The organism is Halobacillus salinus (genome assembly GCF_004684905.1).
Taxonomy (GTDB): domain Bacteria; phylum Bacillota; class Bacilli; order Bacillales; family Halobacillaceae; genus Halobacillus; species Halobacillus salinus.
The window spans coordinates 290,613-311,473 of sequence record NZ_SRJC01000003.1 but is presented as its reverse complement, the minus strand read 5'-3'; the positions used below and the strand labels follow the sequence as shown (position 1 = coordinate 311,473).

Below are 20,861 nucleotides of genomic sequence, written 5' to 3'. Positions count from 1 at the left end.
GATACTGAGTGCTTTCTCTTCCTTATTTTGTTCTATGCATGTCTTGGTAAGTGAAGGTATTTCTGAACGACTGGTTGTTCTTTAAGGTAAGGCATAACCCATCTGTCTAATCCGTATTTGCCTGCGTTCGCACCAGCTACAATCAAGAAGACGGTCAATACTACCATTTGCGGGTTGGTGCTGGTTGTGCCGCTGAATAGGAAGGCGAAGTTCATGAAAATGCCGGCTAGAGCTGCAAAGTTTGTGAATAAACCGAGTATGAGTGCGATCCCTACAAGAATTTCTCCCCACATGACAAGGAATGTGAATAGTTCATGATTTGGTAAAGCGACGTTTTCTAGGAATGCTGCCCACCATGGTTGCACCGCTGGGTGTGCGCCTTCTGCTTGAGCGATTGCCCCTTGTAAGAAACCACTTGTTTCGAATCCTCCAGTAAGTTTGCCGATGCCTGCTGTGAGCCAAGTGTACCCTAAGTAAATACGAATAACTGCTAATACCATTGCCACTTTGTCGTTGTTTCTGAGCCATTTGTTCATCTTTCTCAACTCCTTAAAAGTTTGTTCACCATTTCACATGATGTGATGTGTGGTGGTTTTCTTTACACTCTTAGTATATTCTGGTTAAGCATTTATTTCCATAGTTTGTGATGTATTTCACAATTTGTACATAGATTTGTGGCGGAATTGTGAAGTGCGATCTCAATGGTTGCTTAGCATATATGTTGGTAAAACTTGATAAACAATGATGGATATGAAAAGATATAATTGTTTAAATTTGCAACAAATAAGGAGTCTGCAATGATAAAAGTTCTGTTTATAGCCCCTTACCATGGGTTGGCTGAAATAGTTAGGAAATATCATGATTTTGATAAAGAGTTATTGATAGATACAAAAGTGGGGAATTTAGAAGAAGGAATACAAGCTGCCAGAGAGGCTGAGTCTGAAGGGTATGACTTAATTATCAGCCGTGGTGGAACTGCCAGGCAAATCGAGGATGAAGTAAGTATTCCGGTGGTGGATGTTAAGATCAGCGGTTATGACATGCTCCGGATATTCGCTCTATTGAAGAATATGGATGGGAAGTCCGCTTTAGTGGGCTTTCCTAACATATCTCAAGGTGCCTCTACAATTTGTAACATCTTAGATATGGATGTAAGGACCATTACAATTGAAAGTAGAAAAGAAGTGACAGAGCTTTTAGCTGACCTTAAAGAAGAAGGGTATTCTGTCATCATAGGAGATGTCGTTACAGTAAGGCAAGCAGAGCAACACGGCTTGCAAGGTATATTGATCACGTCTGGAAAAGAGGCTGTCATCGAATCTTTTCAAGAGGCGAAGCGGCTATATCAGATGAAGAGAAAAATTCAGGCTCAAAGCTTTTTATACAATGAGGTCTTCGAACATTTTCCATACCCAATAGTTACTCTCAATCAGGACCAACAGGTGATCCTGGCAAATGATCTTTTCCGTGAACTGGAAGGCTCTCTGGACAAGAAGGTTGTTTCTTCTATGATAGAGAAAGAGAAAGAGAAAGAGAAAGAGTCATGGGGAGTAATGCCCTTTGGAGACAAGACGTATTTCGTACTAGGATACCCTCATTTAGGCGGAGACAGTAAAATGACATTTGTCTTTCAGGAACGATGGTTAAAGGAGAGGGAAGGGATTGCTGTACTGACCAATTCTTTTCATATCCCGATTTCAGGGTCTAGTCATACAGCCAATACTTTAAGGGAGAATCTCAAAAGTTACTCGGAATTAGATCGCCCTATATGGATTGAAGGAAAGCCTGGTACGGGCAAGACTATGTACGCACGGAACCTTCACTTTGAGCGGTACGGTCAGATGGCACCATTATTAATGATTGATTTTGCCGAAGTGGAAACTGATGAGGCTACCCGGCTATTTCAAACGGAGGGCATGCTCCTCCCGAATGAAGCATCTATTGTGCTAAAGAATATTCACCGTGCTGACAAGAGTTCGCAGTTAAGATCTGTCGTACAAGAATTGAGTAAGAAATACAAAATCATTATACTCTCGGAACCTAGCATTCAAAAGATGGTGGAAGACGATGAATTTGATTTTGATTTATATTACAAGCTCCCTTCTATAAAGATCACTTTACCGGACTTATCTGAAAGGATTGAAGATATAAAAGAAATGGTTCAAGCCTTCATTTCTTGGAACCACATGAACTATGGTTATGAAGCCATAGGGATACGGGGTAGTGCACTAGCTGAATTAAGGAATCACTCTTGGCGGGGGAATATTGCAGAACTGAAGCAAGTAGTAGATCAATTAGCCATGGACACTTCAGAACCATATATCACAAAAGAAAACGTGGTCTCTGCGTTAGGTGAACTAGGCGAAGGGGCGGAAGGTACGGATGTATCTTCGACTATCGTCCTTCAAGGAACATTGAAAGAAATGGAGAAACAAATCATCAATAAAGTGATGGAAGAGGAAAACCACAACCAGTCCAAAGTAGCTCAAAGGCTCGGGATGAATAGAACAACATTATGGCGCAAACTCAATTCATGAGTTTGCGTCGTTTTGTTTCAAAATGAAACAAACACGTTAAAGGTTGTTGAAAAATTAAATAAAACATTCGAAAAAGTGTTGCTTTTTTAATTTGTAAGCGTTATTATTTTTATTGAAAGCGCTTATATAATTCTTTGTTGTTGCAATATTAAACGTTTTTGTTATTATGAAGGAGGAGACAAGATGAAAATTAAAGCAACGCTCGAGAGAATTCCTGGAGGTATGATGGTTGTCCCGTTACTTTTGGCTGCAATATTGAATACGGTAGCGCCAGATTTACTTCGAATCGGTAATTTTACTCAAGCACTATTCGTAGATGGAGCTGGCACATTAATTGCTTTGTTCTTACTTTGTACAGGAGCTCAGATTAATTTGAAAACTGTCGGAGTGAGCTTGGGTAAAGGGGCAACTTTACTTACCGTGAAGTGGGTTGTTGGTGCAGCGTTTGGACTACTTGCTTATTTCCTCGCTGGAGAGAATGGGCTTTGGCTAGGTCTAGCACCTATCGCCATCATAGCTGCAATGACTAATAGTAATGGTGGTTTATACATTGCGATTGTAGGACAGTACGGTAACAAAACAGACCGTGCGGCGTACTCTCTTCTAGCACTAAACGATGGTCCTTTCTTCACAATGGTCGCATTGTCGATTTTCGGTGCAATGGGCTTCGTTGATGGGCTGTTCTCTCTAACTTCTTTCATTGCGGTACTGCTACCGATTGCTGTGGGTATGGTACTGGGTAACCTGGATGAAGACATGAGAAGTTTCTTAGACCAAGGAAGTTCCATGCTAATTCCGTTCTTCGCTTTCGCGCTTGGAATGGGAATTGATTTCGGTAAAATCATCGAAGGTGGTTTGTCAGGTGTGTTGTTAGGGGTTGCTACGACGTTGATCACAGGTACAGCTGGGTACTATGCTTTCAAAGCCTTTAAATGGAATCCGATCGCAGGAGCGGCAGAAGGTTCAACTGCTGGTAACGCGGTTGCTACACCAGCTGCCATAGCAGCTGCCAATGCAAGCTTCGCTAGTGTGGCTGATTTAGCGACGGTCCAAGTAGCGGCATCAACAGTAACGACGGCTGTTCTACTGCCAATATTTGTCGGGTTTTTAGTGAAGCGTTTAGAGCGGAAAGGTGTTCAATTACCTGAAGATTATCAGGAGATAAATGAGAAGGTGACAGCCTAGATTTATATCGAATGGGGTATGAGTGATGAGTTTACGTTTTGGAATGATTGCTGACGATCTAACAGGAGCAAACGATAGTGGCATACAATTGAAAGAAAAAGGGCTGGATACGGCTGTCTATTTCGAATTACCCAATGAGTCATCAGCTGAAGCAATTGTAATAGACACTGATTCAAGGGCATTGCAAGAAAACGAAGCCTATCAAGAGACCTTCAAGGCGGCGGAGTTTTTAAAACAACATGGGTGTAAACACATATATAAGAAAATGGATTCCACACTGAGAGGATACATTGGTAAGGAATTGCAGGCGATGGAAAACGCATTGAACCCTGAGTTCATTGTAATAGCGCCAGCGCTTCCAGCCTATGGTCGGACTACTGTAAGGGGATCCCATCAATTGCATGGGGAACCCGTTTCAGATACAGAATTATCAATGGACCCAAAGCACCCTGTGAAGGAATCCCATCTACCGACGCTTCTGAAGAATGAAATTGGGGAAGAGGCGGCCTTAATCACTTCTGACTTTTTAAATGAAGGTGTGGATGTTCAGGAACAGAGCGTACGTAAGTGGAAAGAAAATCAAACGAAATACGTTGTCTGTGACGCTGTTACGACTAATGATCTGTATGAAATTGCGAAGAAGTTCCAACGTTTCTCAGAGAAGGTCGTCTGGGCTGGTTCGGCTGGACTGGCCGAGGTTCTTCCTGAAGTATTGGGAATTGAAAAAGAAGAAAGTGTTACAAATAAGCATTCTGAAAGAGGACCTGTTCTTACAGTGTGCGGGAGTTTATCCCAAATCACCCAAACTCAAGTCGGTTATGCCGTCGATCAACCGGGAATCCGTCCTCTACTGGTTCGTACTGAAGAAATTTTCTCAGGAGATTGGTCTATGAAAGAAGAAGGGTATATAGAGGATAGCGTACGCTCGTTGCGTAATGGAGAAGATGTGGTGCTCTATGTCCCTTCTAATATAGAAGTAAGAGAGAGAGTCCTAATGGAAGCGAGCTCCTTAGGATTGAGCAAATTAGAGATCGGCAAGAAGATATCGTCTGCCTTGGGGGCAATGACGAAAAAAATTGTTGAACAAGTAAAAGAACTGAATTCTTTGGTACTGACCGGAGGAGATACAGCTAAAGATGTAGCGAAAAGCTTGGGTGCAACAGGCATCAGTTTAAGTTATCAGATGGAAGCGGGGATCCCTTCTGGTCACTTATTGGGGATTGAGCGTCCTATTCAGGTTGTGACCAAAGCGGGCGCTTTCGGGAAAGAAAGCTCCATTTATTCGGCAATAGAAACATTGAGGGGAGTGGAACGAGTTGACCGAGAAACCAGTAATCGGTATCACTATGGGTGATGCTGCAGGCGTTGGCCCGGAGATTATTGTGAAAGCTTTACAACAGGAAGAAATTCTCGAACAGGCTATCCCGGTCGTAATCGGTGATGCCAAAGCACTGTATCGAGCTTCCGAACAATTGAATGCGAATCTCGAAGTTAGTGTGGTTTCGTTTGATGAGGAAATAGAAGAGCAAAAGGGTAAGGTCCTATGTTTAGACTTAGACTTGTTACCTGAAGATTTAGAGCAAGGTACTGTATCTGAACAGGCTGGGCATGCGGCATTTGAATATTTGAAAGCTGCAATTGATTTAGCGAAGCAGAATAAGATCGACGCCATATGTACAGCGCCTTTGAATAAGGAAGCTTTACACAAAGGTGGTCATCAGTATCCGGGGCATACAGAGATACTTGCTCAAATGACGGAAACAGAAGATTATGCCATGATGCTGTCTTCTCCGAAATTAAAAGTGATACACGTTACGACTCATATCGGACTACGTGATGCGATAGATCGTATTGAGCCGAATAGAGTGTATAACGTAATAAAGATGGCACACGACACGCTGAGTAAATCTGGAATTGACCAACCAAGAATCGCTGTTTGTGGAATCAATCCTCATGCTGGAGAAAATGGATTGTTCGGGTACGGAGAAGAAGAACAAAAAATCATTCCGGCAGTGGAACGAGCTCAGGCAGAGGATATTGAGGTTGTAGGTCCTTTACCGGCTGACACATTATTCTTTAGAGCAGTACGTGGTGATTTTGATATTGTGGTAGCCATGTATCATGATCAGGGGCACGGCCCAATCAAAGTATTGGGACTGGAAGCCGGTGTGAACATCACCGTCGGACTCCCGATCATTCGTACAAGTGTCGATCACGGTACAGCGTTTGATATTGCTGGTAAAGGCATTGCGGATGAAAAAAGCATGCTTGAAGCTATGAATCAGGCTATTGAACTGGCACCGCAGCGTGTTAGAAGATAAGATTCCTCCTAGGAGGAATCTTTTTTTTATTTCAAAAACCTATCATGATCAATAGTGGGACAAAGTCCCTGTCCCCATATATAATAAACGGAGAAGGGGAGAGAGCGGTATGCTTATTTCAAAAGAGGTGGCGCAGTCGATTGTAGAAGAGGCTGTGTCGATCATGAATCACAACGTCAACTTCATGGATGAAGAAGGATTGATCATTGCGAGCCTGGATGCTTCTAGAATAGGCGATTTCCATGAAGGGGCAGTAGAGGTGCTACGCCGGAAGAAGGAAGTCGTCATCGATTCCGGCCAGCAATACGAGGGCGCAAAGCCGGGAGTGAATTTGCCTGTTTCCCTCAACAATCAAGTGATCGGCGTCATCGGAATAACGGGGGCACCGGAGGAGGTCCAGCAGTTCGGTAAGTTACTGCAACGCATGACGGAGATTCTTGTAAAGGAAGCCTACTTGGACGAACAGGATGAACTGGAAGCGCAGGCGCGCGAGGCTTTTGTACAGGAGTGGATCCAACGGAACTATGAAGATGAGAAACTATTCGCCACTCGTGGTTGGATGTTCGGGATCAATATCCATAAGTCGAGGATTGCGGTGATCTTGGAGATGAAAGATTTCCAGAATGAGTGGTATGAACGGATCAAGAATGAAAAAGTCGGTGTGAAGGAAGAAGTGAACATGCAGCGTTACCGTAAATCGCTTGTCCGATTGATCGAACGTCATTTTCCGGAGAAACATGAACACATCCTTCTGCCGCGTGATAGCGCCCGATATATTTTGTTATTGTCGGTGAATGATCAACAATCACAGGAAGGCATCAGGAAGTCGGTCGTGCACCGGTTGGACGAGATTCAGCAAGCACTCTTACATATGTATCAACAGCAAAGCGTCGCCGGGATCGGGGACGTCTGCACGAGACCGGGTGAGATGCGGAAGTCGATCGAGAAAGCGGACAGGGCGCTGAGGTATGGTGTGGATAATGGGCACAGGCATTACTTTTACGATGATCTCGGAATTGAATCGTTTGTCTATGATGTGCCGCTAGCTGTCCGGGAGCGTTTCGTCGAGCAGAAGCTGAAACCGGATCAGTTCAAAAACTTGGACGAGTACTTGGGGTTGCTGCAAGTCTTTTATCAGCATAATGGTTCGATCACCAAAGCTTCCGACGCTTTGCATATTCATAAGAACACGTTGCAGTATCGACTGAACAAATTCACGGATATGACGGGGCTCGACCCGCGGAGTCATCGGGATTCCACGCTCATCCAAATTGCGATCGCTTTCTATCATTCTAGCTGAACGCACTCTTTCTTTAGAGTGCGTTTGTTTTATGTACTAAATTGAAGCGTTTGAAGTTCTTCTATTTTGTCTTGTGTACCATAGTATGGAAGCGTTTTATATTTTATGATAGCGTTACCATACTTTGGAGGGTGAAACGATGACACAAACTACAGCACAACGTATAGAAGATAATCTCGTTTTTGTCTACGGTGAAGAAAAAGGACGCCGCATTATGAAAGCGGTTCAAGACTTGAAAGAATCCTATCAACTATCTGCTCAGAAGAAAGATTGGGTCGATCAAGAAGATGTGATGTTGATTACGTACGGTGATTCGATTGTCGGGGACAAGCAGAATCCGCTTCAGACATTACGTTCGTTCTTGAATGAATATGTAGGACAGGTCATAAATTCTGTTCATATTCTTCCTTTCTATCCTTACACTTCGGATGACGGTTTTTCCGTTCAAGACTATGAAAAGGTTCGTGAGGATTTAGGAGATTGGGAGGATGTTCATGATCTGGCCGGACAGTACGACTTGATGTTCGATGCGGTCATCAACCACATTTCCCGGAAGAGTGACTGGTTCCAGAAGTACCTGGAGGGTGAGGAAGCGTACCAGAACTATTTTGTAGAAGCGGATCCGGATGCGGATTACAGTTCGATCGTACGCCCGAGAGCTCTTCCTCTTTTGACAAAAGTGGACCATAAGGACGGAGAGAAGCATGTTTGGACGACGTTCAGTGACGATCAGATCGATCTGAACTTTGAGAGTGAAGAACTATTCATCGCCATACTGGATATCCTGCTTCAATACGTGAAAAATGGAGCGCGTTATTTGCGCCTCGACGCAATCGGTTTTCTGTGGAAGCGGTTGAACACAACGAGTATCCACTTAGAAGAAACGCACCGGATCGTTCAAGTGATGCGCGATGTTCTGGAAGAGGTGTCGCCTGGAACGATCATCATCACCGAGACGAATGTGCCGCATAAAGAGAACATCAGCTATTTCGGAAACGGCTACAACGAAGCGCATATGGTCTATCAATTCCCGCTACCACCGCTTACGTTGCACACTTTCTTATCCGGTAACGCGCGTCACTTGTCGGAATGGGCGGATGCGTTAGAGCCGACAACGGAGCATACAAGCTTCTTTAACTTCCTCGCTTCTCACGACGGAATCGGCCTGCGACCTGTCGAAGGGATTCTTGATGAAGCGACGATTGAAGAGATGGTGGAGACGACGAAGGGACGGGGCGGCCGTGTTTCTTATAAGAACAACGGTGATGGAACGGAGAGTCCTTATGAGCTGAACATCAATTACTACAGTGCGTTAGAAAATGCCGATGATTCTGTGGAGAAGAACGTGGAACGCTTCCTTGCCGCTCAAACGATTCTATTATCGGTAAAAGGGGTGCCTGGGATCTATGTTCATAGTTTACTAGGTTCGCTCAATGACCAGGCAGGTGTCGAAGAGACAGGACGTGCCCGTTCGATCAATCGTGAATCACTTCAGGTAGAGGAGGTAGAGTCCGAGTTGGATCAAGAAGACAGCCGACGCGGTCGAGTCTTCCATGAGCTACTGTCCCGGATCGAGAAGCGCAAACAGGAGACAGCCTTTCATCCGAATGCTGAGCAGGACGTTCTTTTCTTGGATGAACGAGTCTTCGCTATCAAGCGTTCGTATCAAGGGGAGCAAGTGACGGTGCTCGTTAACGTATCTGGTCAATCCGTTGCGCTATCTGATTCGTTCAGCGGAGTGGATGTGATGAGTGGACAGCGTGTCGAGACGGATGAACTGGAGCTCGATCCGTACCAAGCGATTTGGCTGAAGGAGGAATAAGGCGATGAGATTTTTACTTGCACCGGATTCCTTCAAAGGCTCGATGACAAGTGCTGAAGCGTGTGCTGCTCTTAGGGAAGGTATCCATGCGTTCGATGCCTCATCTGAAGTCCAGGCTGTTCCGATTGCGGACGGAGGAGAAGGGACAGTCGATGCACTGGGCGAGATTTTGGATGGTGAGAAGATCACTGAAAGGGTTCGGGATCCGTTAGGACGAGAAGTGAATGCGTCATATGGATGGATTGAGTCGGACAAGCTGGCGGTCATTGAGGTGGCCGCAGCCTCCGGGCTTCCGCTCCTTCACGAAACGGAGCTTGACCCTCATCAAGCTTCCACATTTGGAACGGGACAGCTGATTAAGTCGGCTCTCGATAAAGGGGCACGAGAGATTATCCTCGGACTCGGCGGAAGCGCGACAGTGGATGCTGGTACCGGATGCTTTCAGGCGCTCGGTGTCCATTTTTTCAATGAAAAGAAACAGGAGCTGACGATGAACGGCGGGGCGCTGCGTCATGTGGACGCTATCAATTTAGCCGATATGGACTCTCGGGTTCAAGAGGTGAAGTGGACGATCGCTTCAGATGTGACGAATCCTCTGCTCGGTGTTTCGGGTGCTGTTCATGTTTTCGGTCCGCAAAAAGGGGTCCAGCCTGATCAGCTGGAAGCTTTCGAACGTGGGATGAGTCGCTATGCCGGAGCCTTGCAGAAAGCGAGCGGCGTCGATCGACGCGAAGCGGAAGGCAGTGGTGCTGCAGGTGGCATCGGATTTACGTTAAGTAGTTTGTTAGCGGATGCTTCTGTGAAAAGCGGATTTGACCTGATTGCGGAACTAGGGAAGTTAGAAGAAGTGGTTGCGTCATCGGACTTCGTTCTGACAGGTGAAGGCAAATTCGACCGCCAGACGCTATATGGAAAAGGGCCGAGTGGTGTTGCGACGTTGGCGAAACGATACGACGTTCCGTGTATTGCTTTTGCCGGTAAGATCGACGATGAAGCGGACATCCGCACGCAGTCTGATGTAACGGCTGTTCTGCCGATTGTCGATGAACCGATGACGCTTGAGGATGCGATGCGGAACGGACCGAGGTTGTTACAGAAAGCCGTGCAGCGTTTCTTGGATGTGTATATAGCAGGACAATATCATAAGGAGGTACAGAGATGAGCAGTTTTACATTTATCGATTACGCAATATTCATCGTCTATATTTTAGGTACAGCTCTTGTCGGGGCTTGGTTTGGGAAGAAACAGAAGTCGACGAAGGATTATTTCTTAGGTGGGCGTAGCATTCCGTGGTGGGCGATCGGCCTTTCCGTTATGGCGACACAAGCCAGTGCGATTACGTTCATCGGGGCGCCCGGTTGGGGGTACGACGGTGGACTGACACGTATGACGACGTTCATCAACGTTCCGTTAGCAATGGCATTCCTGATCGCGACGATTGTGCCATTTTTCTATAAGACAGAGGTTTACACGGCTTATGAGTATTTAGAACGTCGCTTTGACGTGAAAACGCGTACATTGACAGCGGGACTATTCTTAATTGCCCGTGGACTTGCGACAGGGGTTGTCTTGTATGCGCCGGCGCTAGTGTTGTCTGTAGTAACAGGGCTTGATGTAAACGTAACGATCATTCTGATGGCGATCATCGCTGTTTCTTACACGGTGCTTGGCGGAATCAGTGCTGTTATCTGGACGGACGTTATTCAAATGGTTGTGCTATGGATCGGTGCTGGACTCAGTGTTTTCGTCATCTTCCAGAACGTACCTGGTGGATGGGGCGAGGTCATGTCGACTGCATCTGATGCCGGCATGCTGCAGTCGCTCGACTTCTCGTTTGATTTGAGTGTCGAGTACAGCATTTGGGCCGGTGTGATCGGTGGTTTCTTCCTTCATGCTGCCTATTTCGGAACGGACCAAAGTCAGATCCAGCGTGTTCTGACAAGTAAGTCGATTCGTGAGAGTAAGCTTTCGCTTGTGTTGAGTGGTGTCTTGATGATCCCTCAAATGCTGTTGTTCTTGTTGATTGGTGTTCTTCTATACATTTTCTATCAATATGCAGGAGACCCGAATATCGACAACTTGAACGAGTTGTTCCCACGCTTCGTAGTAAATGAGCTGCCTGTCGGTATTTCCGGATTGATCATGGCAGGTGTGTTCGCTGCTGCGATGTCGAGCTTGGATTCGGCATTGAACTCGCTATCTGCCGTATCTGTTCGTGACTTTTACAGTAAGTTCTTTAAGAAAAATGCGTCAGAGGAGCACTATTTGAAAGCTTCCCGCTATGCAACGATTCTATGGGGAATTTATGCGACGGTGTTCGCTTTCTTCGCTTCCAACCTTGGACCTGTCATCGAAGCGGTGAACAAAGTCGGTTCCTATTTCTATGGTGCACTGCTTGGTGTGTTCATCCTTGCGATTTTCACAAGACGTGTAAATGGTTCTGGTGCGTTCGCTGGTGTAATCGCCGGCATGATTTCTGTTTGGATGGTCACGGCTTTCGGTAACGTTTCTTGGCTATGGAACAACTTCGTCGGAGCGGTTGTAGCCGTCGCTGTCGGTTATGCTGTCAGCCTTCTTTTCAAAGCTCCATCTGCTGAAAAAGTAGAAGGATTGACGATTAATATGCAAAATAAGAATGTACAACAGGCCGTGAAGAGCCGTTCGGAAGCGGCAAGTACTGTAGAAGAAGGGGAAGAAGTGAAAGATACGAAGAGATGGCCGATCTATCTAGTGATCTACTTCTTCATCGTGATTGCGTTCTTACTTTATCTTCAGAATCTATAGGAGGGATTGGATGAGCAACTATCTGAAAGGTTCTATTGAAGAACAAGAAGCGACGTCTTTGATGAATCAGCACCTTCAATCGAGTTGGTGGAAGCGGATCGCCTCTTCCAAGACACTCGTATCGATTGAGTTTACCTATATTCCGGTTTGGAGCTTTTCCTATCAAGCATCCAGTCACGCGGTGTCAGAGGGCATGGAAGGGAAAATCACGATTGAGCCGGTCAGTCAGATGAGTGCGATTTTACCTGTTGAGTGTGATGTTCATCAGGGAGAGGTGTCCCAGCGTCCCGTCCTTCATGATGTATCGATGGAAGAAGCGCAAAAAGTGATCTACTGGGAAATGTTCGCAAAGGAAAAGCGACGTGAGAAGATCAACGTGCAGATGTTGGATAAGCAATTGCTGTACCTTCCTTATTGGGTTGGATACACGAAGGATAAGAGTGGCGTGTTTGATGTGGTTGTGTTGGATGCGCTGAATGGAAAGATCGATATTCCGATGAAGGAAACGGTTATGCAGTATGTGTGGAAGGAAGCGCATAGTGTGTAAATGATGAATAAAGAGTGCCGCTGAGTTACATAACTCAGCGGGCTTTTTTTGTTTGGTGACATTTTATAAAACAATAGAAAAGTGTCTAAATATCTGTAAAAATTTTACGATATAACTATTAGGTCCAAAGGTGTGGTGAAAAAGAATTAAAAAAAGGAGGCGTTTATTTGACTTATGTATTAGATTTTTTTAGTAGACTCTGGAGTAAAAGAAACGTGGGTATTATCATATTTCTTATTCTTAATACTTTAATTGTAATGGGGATTTTTGGTGAGCCGCTTCTTGGTTTATTTATCTATGTATTATCTCTAGTCATTGCTCTATCGCCATTAGGTGAGAAAATATTAAGGTTCCAGCAGGGGTGTAAACCATTAGCAAGAAAGGAACACATCGAAAGACTTCAGCCTCTATTTGAGGAGGTTTATGAGAAGGCGAAGATGATGGACCCGTCACTTCCCGATGATATCAAGTTGTATATAAGCAAGGAACAAGAGCCAAATGCTTTTGCAACCGGTAGAAAAACAATTTGCCTTACAAAGGGTTTTCTTGATTTTAGTGATGATGAAATCAAAGCAACGTTAGCTCACGAATTTGGTCACCTATCCAATAAAGATACAGATCTAGTGCTCCTGGTATCTATTGGAAACTTAATTGTTACGACTGTATTTGTGTTTTATCGTTTCGTTATTTTGATAGTCGGTACAATGGCGAGTGCGGCCAACAGAAGCTTAAGTTCGTTAATTATGACTTTCTTTATAGATATTATTTTAGCAGGTATGATGTGGCTATGGACGAAGCTTGGTACAGCGTTGGTCATGCACTCGAGTAGAAATAATGAGTTTGAAGCAGATGCATTTGCTCACTCAGTAGGCTACGGAGCTAGTTTGATAAATGTTCTAGATAAAGTAAGTAATCGTGAACTTCCTACAAAAGGACTTTGGGCTAATTTAGCTGCAAGTCACCCAGATGCTGATTTACGAGTAGCTAAGTTACAAGAGTTACAGGATACTGAAGTTACTGCGTAATAATTCAATTTTTTACCACATCAGGCCGATATCTTTCGATTGAAAGAGAATTTTTTAATACTTAAGCCAACCCTCTTTTTGATAATAGGGTTGGCATTTTTTATTTAGGAACAGGTGGGACGAAGTGCCTGTCCCCAAATGGTTGAATCTTCAAATGAAGTACGTCTATCGGCGGGTTTTGAATTAATATTCTGTAAATGGAGCACGGGGGTGAGGTGGATGTGTTACGTTTTTAGGGACTACTTTTGGGAGGTAAGACAATGAAGAGATTTGGTTGGATGTTGGTTTTGGCTTTTGTAATTTCTTGTGTGGCGTTACCGATGCTGTCTTCACAGGCTGCAACGACGAAAAGTGTCGTGATCAGCGAGGTAGCTTGGATGGGAACGGACGTCAGTTATAACGACGAGTGGATGGAGCTTCACAATACGACTACTAGTGACATTTCGCTCGATGGGTGGACGTTGAATGCTCAAGACGGTACACCTGCAATTTCGTTATCCGGTACCATTCCTGCAGGCGGTTATTATCTTTTAGAGAGAACAGATGATACGACGGTATCTGGCGCGGAAGCGGACCTTATCTACGCTGGTTCTTTGAGCAATTCTGGTGAGAACTTGGAGCTTCGTCAAGATACACAGGTGATCGATTCTGTAGACCAGTGGTATGCGGGTGATAATACTACGAAGGCTACGATGGAGCGTATTGATGTAGAGGCTGATGGGACCCTTAGCTCGAGCTGGGCGACGGCTACTAGTACATATACAGGAGGTTTGGGAACTCCGGTCGCAAGTGCTTCTGCCGAAGGAGCGGGCTGCGCGGATACTACCGAACAACTGAATCAAGTTTCGAATGATCCGGGAAGCATCAATGTTTATTTTAACAAGTGCGCGGAAGACCAGTATGCGACGACTGGAAACGCAGCGAATTATAATGTGAATTTGGAAGATCGACTGATTCACCGTATTCAGAACGCGACGACTTCGATCGACCTTGCAACATATGAAATCAATCTACCAAATGTAATCGGTGCGCTGACGACGAAGGCTGCCGAAGGGGTAGATGTGCGTGTGATCGCGGATGCGAAAGACGGAAGCGACCCGCACTATGCTGAACGATACAAACTGATGAGAATTTATGTGGAAAAACTTGTCCGAGGTGAAGACATGACAATCGGAACAGCAGACGATTCTACCGTATTCTCTGATTCGATCATGTTTGCCGTCGAGGATCAGACGATGCGCGAGCAATATGGCTTACCTTCTAATCCTGTAGGAATGGAGCAGGTTACGGTCGAAGTCGGAAACGGTTCTGAGACCGGATACGAGCTCGTCGATGCGGAACAAAAGAGTGCAGACGCTTATTATTCACCTGGCAACCAGATGCACAATAAGTTCGCTGTCATCGATGGGGAGTGGGTGTTCACAGGAAGCTGGAACTTCACGGTTACAGGATTGTATGGTTCTGAGGAAAACATGCAGAATGATGTGCTCGGTGGTAACACACAGCACGTCGTCGAGATCAACTCTCAAGATTTAGCTGATGTCTTTAAAACCGAGTTCGATGAAATGTGGGGAAGCAGCACCCTTACTCCAGACCCTGTCGCTTCGAACTATCACGGAAGAAAGACCGACAACACGCTTCATACTGTACAAGTCGGAGACAAACAAGTCGACATCTACTTTTCAGCTGGAGATGACGCAATCGGTGAAATGACGTCTTATGTGAAAAATGAAGCAGACTACAGTACGTACTTTTCCATTTTTGCCTGGAGTGACCAAGCACTCGTCGATGAGTTGAAGTATAAGTGGGAAGGTTCTTATCAAGATGGGCAGGGGACGCTGACAGGGTTCGATGTGCGCGGAATCTTCGATCAGAGCTTCTGGAACCAATGGTGGTCCGCATCTGTCGACATGACGGGACGCACAGCCAGCCAGACGTCTACGAACAATCCGAATACGCGTTGGAACAACCCTGCTCCTGTGTATGAAGATCAAGAAGATAGAAAAATGCACGCCAAAACGATGTTAGTCGATGCAGCTAATCCGAACAGTGACCCGACTGTCATTGTAGGATCGACGAACTGGAGCAACAACGGAAACGACATCAATGATGAGAACATGTTGTTCATTCATGATGCTGATGTCGCCAATCAATTCCTTCAAGAATTCTACGCCCGCTATGAAGCGGCAGGTGGAATGACGCCATAAAAAAGAAAGCGCATGGTTCTCGGACCATGCGCTTTTTATTATGGTTAAAATTCTTCGTAAGTGGCTGGGTCTTGGTCGTTGATACGGCCATCCGGTCTCGTCATCTCATTGATCAATCCCATTTCGGAGTCGCTCAATTCGAAGTTGAAAATGGCCAGGTTCTCCCGCTGGCGATTGGCGGATGATGACTTCGGAATCGGCAGGGAACCGAGCTGGTAGTGCCAGCGCAGAATGATCTGTGTCACGGATTTTTCGTGCTGAGCAGCAATGTTTTGCAGCGTTTTGTTATCCATGATTGCTCCGATTCGGTAGAGCGGGCTCCATGCTTCCGTTTGGATGTTTTTTTCATGGTGGTAGGCTCGTTGTTGTTCTTGGTTGAAGAAAGGATGCAACTCCACTTGGTTGATGGTCGGAAGTTCTCCTGTTTCTTGTTCTAAGCGGTCTATATGCTCCGGCAAGAAATTCGATGTTCCAATCGAGCGGATCAATCCCCATCTCTTAGCATCGACTAAAGCCTGCCAAGCTTCTAAATAGTGATCTTGCTTCGGATTCGGCCAGTGGATCAAGTATAAATCGAAGTAATCCAAGCGCGAACGGTAGAGAGATTCCTGGATTGCCGTGACAGCTTTCTTGTATTCGTGATAACGTCCAGGCAGTTTGGAAGCGATTCTGAGCTCGTGACGTGGAACCGAACTTTGCTGAATCGCTTTTCCGACCGCTCCTTCATTTTCATAATTATAAGCTGTATCAATCAGTCGATAGCCGACATCAATTGCGCTTGTGATGGAGTGGACTCCCGGGGGGCCATCCAACTGGTAAGTACCGAACCCTAGGCTTGGAACCGTAAGTCCATCATGCAATGTCTTTTCTGGTATCAGATTGCTCATATTTTATATCCTCCTAATATGGAGACGGAGGGTCAGGTTATCTGTCCCTCCGTCTATTTCGCAATAGTATTTCGTCTGAATAGGGACAGATAACCTGACCCTATTTTAAGTTATTTTGTATATACTTCACGATTTTGCGTAATTCTTTCGGGTGCGGGCGGCCGAACGGACTTGTCTGTCTTTGTTGATAGAGCAGCTTTCCGTTATCGTCTACGAGGAAGTAGGCAGGCTCCCCATGCGCCCCGTGATCTTCGTATGGGGCATCTTCTGAATGATAGTGAACATCATAGGTTTCGAGAAACTCGAAATCCTTATCAATCAGTACAGGGAAAGAGAATCCGTGCTCTTTGACTACCTTCTCCAGTTCATCTTCATCGTCGTGGGTGATGGTTGCAAGCTTTATGTTCTGTTTCTCAAAATAGTCCTTGCTCTCCTCGAATTCGTCCAACTCTCCCATACAAGCCGGGCACCATGATCCTCTGAAGTAGATCAGCAGATGCCACTGATCGCTTTCGTCTATTGTTTTAGTGAAATTGAACGACTCTCCTGAAACAGTCAGAAGCTCAAAATGGGGCACTTGGTCATTTAATTTGAATCTAGGCACAAAAACACTCCTCTTTCTAAAGAATAGTCTTCCTATACCCTGTTCGGCGCTCGATTTAACAAAATTTGGGGACAGGGCATGTGTCCCAACTTGGATTATGTACTAGAAACGAACGGAGAGTGGGACAGATGCCCTGACCCCAAAACCCCACCAATGAATAAAAGAGTGCTTGGATTGAGATACTAGCTTAATAGTTGAAGGGGGAGTGGAATGGGTGCGGGATGTTTTCTGTTATTATAGAAAGTCTTTGAAGTTATCTGGGTATGACTCTCCGGTTGAGAGAGTGGTGCGGCAGGATCTGGTTCTTTCTGAGCTTTGCATGGAGAAAGAGTGGAAAGTGTATAGGCGGTTCAGTGATATCGGGTTCCTCGGTGATCCTATCCGGAGGGCAGAGCTGATCGAGATGCGTAATCTGGTAGAGTCGCCGACGTGTCCGGTGGATCTGATGGTGATGTACAGTGTCTTTGCGGTAAGAGGAGATTCAAAGATGAACGAGGATCTGTTTCTTGAGAATGTGAAGGGTATCGGGGAAATATATTTTCACAAGCAGAAGTTGTGGATGGACTATGATCGGCTGCGCTTTTTCTTGAGAGGTCCTCAGTTTGTGCGGATGCCTTTGAAGAAAGAGAAGCCAGTCAGGTTAATTAAAAGGGAAAGAGCATGAGGATGGGGTCCTGCATGCTCTTTTCTTTTTTTAGGTTTCTACTGTTGCTGGGACAGAGTGCCTGTCCCCAATGATCATCCCAATTACTGCGCCGGCTGCTGCTGGGAGAATCCAGCCGAGGCCGATGTCGTAGAGTGGGAGGTAGTTCAAGTATAGCGTTTGGACGGAATCAAGTGCGGACAGAGCCGTTCCTGGCAGGCTGTCTGTCAGGGCACTGTATCCGTCGATGATACTGACGAGCAGTGTTAATCCAATGGACGCTGCATACACGCTGCGTTTGTGTTGGAAGAGCGGGGAAGCTAGTCCAAGTAAGATGAGAACAATCGCCAGCGGATAAAGAAGCATCAATACAGGAATCGCGAACTGGATGATGTTCGTAAGTCCGAAGTTTGCAATCGTAAACGAAACGAGGCACAAGATCAGCGCGAACTGCTTGTAGCTGACTTTCGGGAACGTTTCGTGGAAGAATTCACTACAGGCTGTAATAAGTCCAATACTCGTTTTCAAACAGGCGAGTACGATGATGATGGCTAATAGCACAGACCCTGATGGACCGAAGTAGTACTGCGCCACTTCTGTGAAAATAAGTCCACCGTTATCGAAAGTACCGATGGCATTCACGCTGGACGCTCCCATGTACGTGATCAATCCGTAAATGAGCATCATCAGTCCCATGGCAAAAAGCCCGGACTTCCATGTAGCTTTGGCAATTTCTTTTTTATCATCTATACCTTGTCGACGGATTGCATTGATGACAACAATCCCGAAGGCTAAAGATGCCAAAGCATCCATCGTATTGTATCCTTCTGTGAAGCCAGTCATGAAAGCTAGATTCGTATAATCTCCGCTTGGCTCACCGAAGCTTCCCATAGGGTTGAAAATGGCAGTCATAATAAGAATGAATAAGAACACTAGAAAGGTAGGTGTTAAATATTTACCTACATAATCCATGATTTTGGCTGGATTCAAAGAAAAATAATAGACAAGTGCAAAAAAGATGAAACTGAATACGCCGAGCCACAAGGTGATTTGGCTTGGATTGATGAACGGCTCGAAACCAACGACGAACGGAACGGTTGCGGTACGCGGAATCGCGAAGAATGGACCGATCGTTAAATAGAGTGCTAGGGCGAACGTGATGCCGAAAGCTGGATGAACCCGACTGGCTAAGTCGCGAAGTCCATTACTCCCGGATAAACCGATGGCCAAGATACCTAGGAATGGAAGGCCGATCGCGGTAACCAAAAAGCCGATCAAGGCTGGCCAGAAATTGGTCCCTGCCATCTGTCCAAGTTGAATCGGGAATATCAAATTCCCTGCTCCGAAGAACATGCCGAATAGCATAGTTCCGATCAAAGCATACGTCGAAAACGAAATCTGCTGCTTCTTCATAAACTTTTCCCCTTCTACGATGTAAAGTGTTTTAGCGTTAATGTGATTAATCATACCAGTGTTGGAAGGGTGGGACAATAGGGGACAGGCACTTTGTCCCGTACCGGGACGAAGTGCCTGTCCCCATGTATTATCCCCATGTATTAAAAAAAGCGGGAGTCTGCTATAACAGACTCCCGCTTTTAATTATATTATGCTGCGTTTTGTGGTGTTTCTTCTGGTTTTCTACGTTTTGCAACGATACCGAAGATGATTCCTAGAATCGCTAGGATCAGTACGATCGATAGAACGTTAGATTGTACTAGAGAGATGACGTTTCCTAGGATGATTCCGACAACTCCGAAGTCAGCATCCCCGAATGTTGTTCCTTCGAATCCAAGGGATCCAAGTACCGGAAGCAACATCGCTGGAAGGAAGCTGATTAATGCACCGTTCGCCATTGAACCTAGTACGGCTCCGCGACGGCCGCCGGTTGCGTTTCCGAATACGCCGGCTGCTGCACCTGTGAAGAAGTGCGGTACAAGTCCTGGTACAATAACCTTCAGTCCGAACAGTGGAAGTAGGAACATGCTGACTAGTCCAGCAAGGAAACTGCACAAGAAGCCGATGATAACTGCGTTACTAGCAAATGGGAAGATCGCTGGTGCGTCCAATGCTGGCTTCGCGTTTGGTACGACTTTGTCTGCGAATCCTTTGAAGGCTGGTACGATTTCACCAAGAAGCATACGAACACCGGCAAGGATGATGTAAACTCCGGCTGCGAAAGTAAGACCTTGCATGAAGGCGAAGACTAGGAAGTTCTGTCCTTCACTCAGCTGTCCTTCGATGTAAGTCGGTCCTGCGAATAGAGCGACGACGAAGAACAATAGTACCATTGTAAGAGAGACGGATACGGATGTATCACGCAAGAATCCAAGAGATTTCGGTACTTTGATTTCTTCTGTAGACTTCGAGTTTTTACCGACTGCTTTACCTACTAGTGAGGAAACAAGGTAGCCGGCAGATCCGAAGTGACCGATTGCAAAGTCATCAGAGCCAGTCACTTTACGAGTGAACGGTTGAAGCAGTGCTGGGAACATTACCATCAGGGATCCTAGAATAAGGGAGCCGATGATGACCATTGGTACACCTGTGATTCCACCAGTCGTGAGGATGACGGCGATCAAGCAGGCCATGAACATCGTGTGGTGTCCCGTTAGAAAGATATATTTAAGTGGAGTGATGCGTGCCAGTATGATGTTAGCAACCATACCGAACAGCATGATCATTGCCGTTTCTGTACCGAACGACTGCTGCGCGAGTGCGACGATTGCTTCGTTGTTCGGGATGACACCCTGAACAGCGAAGGCTTCGTCGAACATGCTTGAGAATTTACCTAAGGATTGGACGAGAACGGTTGCCCCGGCACCAAGAATAACAAAGCCCATCACGGTTTTCAGTGTTCCAGAGATAACGTCCGCGACATTTTTTCGTTGGGCGATAAGACCGATGAGTGCGAAGAGACCGACTAGAATAGCCGGGGTCCCCAATATGTCCTTCATAATTAAGTCGACCATGTGAATTCCTCCTTATCTTGTTCGTGGCTT

The 20,861-nt window shown here is 45.7% G+C and carries 17 protein-coding genes; 12 read left to right on the top strand and 5 right to left on the bottom strand.

Annotated features, from left to right (window positions below; translation table 11 throughout):
• Window positions 1–32 precede the first annotated feature (32 nt).
• Complete coding sequence (locus E4663_RS13990; protein WP_079478091.1) at window positions 33–536, bottom strand: DoxX family protein; 504 nt, start codon at window positions 534–536, stop codon at window positions 33–35.
• Window positions 537–797: 261 nt separating this feature from the next.
• On the opposite strand from E4663_RS13990, the gene E4663_RS13985 reads away from it, so the two are divergent.
• The 11 genes from E4663_RS13985 to E4663_RS13935 all read left to right on the top strand — a co-directional run bounded on the left by E4663_RS13985 (window position 798) and on the right by E4663_RS13935 (window position 15,728).
• Window positions 798–2,537, top strand: a complete 1,740-nt coding sequence (locus E4663_RS13985) for a sigma-54-dependent Fis family transcriptional regulator (protein WP_135328072.1) — start codon at window positions 798–800, stop codon at window positions 2,535–2,537.
• 183 nt (window positions 2,538–2,720) lie between these two features.
• Window positions 2,721–3,722: a 2-keto-3-deoxygluconate permease gene (locus E4663_RS13980; protein ID WP_135328071.1), complete on the top strand. Its 1,002-nt coding sequence runs from the start codon at window positions 2,721–2,723 to the stop codon at window positions 3,720–3,722.
• A 25-nt stretch (window positions 3,723–3,747) separates the two neighbouring features.
• Complete coding sequence (locus tag E4663_RS13975; protein WP_135328070.1) at window positions 3,748–5,076, top strand: four-carbon acid sugar kinase family protein; 1,329 nt, start codon at window positions 3,748–3,750, stop codon at window positions 5,074–5,076.
• Complete coding sequence (gene pdxA, locus E4663_RS13970) at window positions 5,039–6,043, top strand: 4-hydroxythreonine-4-phosphate dehydrogenase PdxA (RefSeq protein WP_241657206.1); 1,005 nt, start codon at window positions 5,039–5,041, stop codon at window positions 6,041–6,043. Before E4663_RS13975 ends, pdxA begins: the two co-directional genes overlap by 38 nt.
• A gap of 109 nt (window positions 6,044–6,152) precedes the next feature.
• On the top strand, window positions 6,153–7,343 hold the full coding sequence (locus E4663_RS13965) for a CdaR family transcriptional regulator (RefSeq protein WP_135328069.1): 1,191 nt from the start codon (window positions 6,153–6,155) through the stop codon (window positions 7,341–7,343).
• Window positions 7,344–7,482: 139 nt separating this feature from the next.
• Window positions 7,483–9,165 (top strand): alpha-amylase family glycosyl hydrolase, encoded by a 1,683-nt coding sequence (locus E4663_RS13960; RefSeq protein WP_135328068.1) that lies wholly within the window; start codon window positions 7,483–7,485, stop codon window positions 9,163–9,165.
• A 4-nt stretch (window positions 9,166–9,169) separates the two neighbouring features.
• Window positions 9,170–10,327 (top strand): glycerate kinase, encoded by a 1,158-nt coding sequence (locus E4663_RS13955; protein ID WP_135328067.1) that lies wholly within the window; start codon window positions 9,170–9,172, stop codon window positions 10,325–10,327.
• Complete coding sequence (locus tag E4663_RS13950) at window positions 10,324–11,949, top strand: sodium:solute symporter family protein (protein ID WP_135328066.1); 1,626 nt, start codon at window positions 10,324–10,326, stop codon at window positions 11,947–11,949. The genes E4663_RS13955 and E4663_RS13950 overlap by 4 nt, the downstream gene beginning before the upstream one ends.
• Window positions 11,950–11,959: 10 nt before the next feature.
• Window positions 11,960–12,496: a hypothetical protein gene (locus E4663_RS13945; protein ID WP_135328065.1), complete on the top strand. Its 537-nt coding sequence runs from the start codon at window positions 11,960–11,962 to the stop codon at window positions 12,494–12,496.
• A gap of 167 nt (window positions 12,497–12,663) precedes the next feature.
• Window positions 12,664–13,521 carry a zinc metalloprotease HtpX gene (locus E4663_RS13940; protein WP_135328064.1) on the top strand — a complete coding sequence of 286 codons (858 nt, stop codon included), beginning with the start codon at window positions 12,664–12,666 and terminating at the stop codon, window positions 13,519–13,521.
• A 260-nt stretch (window positions 13,522–13,781) separates the two neighbouring features.
• A complete protein-coding gene (locus tag E4663_RS13935; RefSeq protein ID WP_135328063.1) occupies window positions 13,782–15,728 on the top strand; it encodes a phospholipase D-like domain-containing protein in 1,947 nt (648 codons plus the stop codon).
• A 44-nt stretch (window positions 15,729–15,772) separates the two neighbouring features.
• Here E4663_RS13935 and E4663_RS13930 read toward each other — a convergent pair whose 3' ends face one another.
• Window positions 15,773–16,615 carry an aldo/keto reductase gene (locus tag E4663_RS13930; protein ID WP_135328062.1) on the bottom strand — a complete coding sequence of 281 codons (843 nt, stop codon included), beginning with the start codon at window positions 16,613–16,615 and terminating at the stop codon, window positions 15,773–15,775.
• Between the two features lie 100 nt (window positions 16,616–16,715).
• Window positions 16,716–17,219, bottom strand: coding sequence for a peroxiredoxin family protein (locus tag E4663_RS13925; RefSeq protein ID WP_135328061.1), 504 nt, complete (start codon window positions 17,217–17,219; stop codon window positions 16,716–16,718).
• Between the two features lie 247 nt (window positions 17,220–17,466).
• Here E4663_RS13925 and E4663_RS13920 point away from each other — a divergent pair, with 247 nt between their 5' ends.
• On the top strand, window positions 17,467–17,883 hold the full coding sequence (locus E4663_RS13920; RefSeq protein WP_206663492.1) for a hypothetical protein: 417 nt from the start codon (window positions 17,467–17,469) through the stop codon (window positions 17,881–17,883).
• 30 nt (window positions 17,884–17,913) lie between these two features.
• Here the strand turns inward: E4663_RS13920 and brnQ are convergent, their stop codons facing one another.
• Together brnQ and E4663_RS13910 are read right to left on the bottom strand one after the other, a co-directional pair.
• The gene (gene brnQ / locus E4663_RS13915; RefSeq protein WP_135328059.1) at window positions 17,914–19,275 is read right to left on the bottom strand and encodes a branched-chain amino acid transport system II carrier protein; all 1,362 of its coding nucleotides are present in this window, start codon (window positions 19,273–19,275) and stop codon (window positions 17,914–17,916) included.
• Window positions 19,276–19,466: 191 nt separating this feature from the next.
• A complete protein-coding gene (locus E4663_RS13910) occupies window positions 19,467–20,831 on the bottom strand; it encodes a PTS ascorbate transporter subunit IIC (RefSeq protein ID WP_135328058.1) in 1,365 nt (454 codons plus the stop codon).
• Window positions 20,832–20,861: the final 30 nt, after the last annotated feature.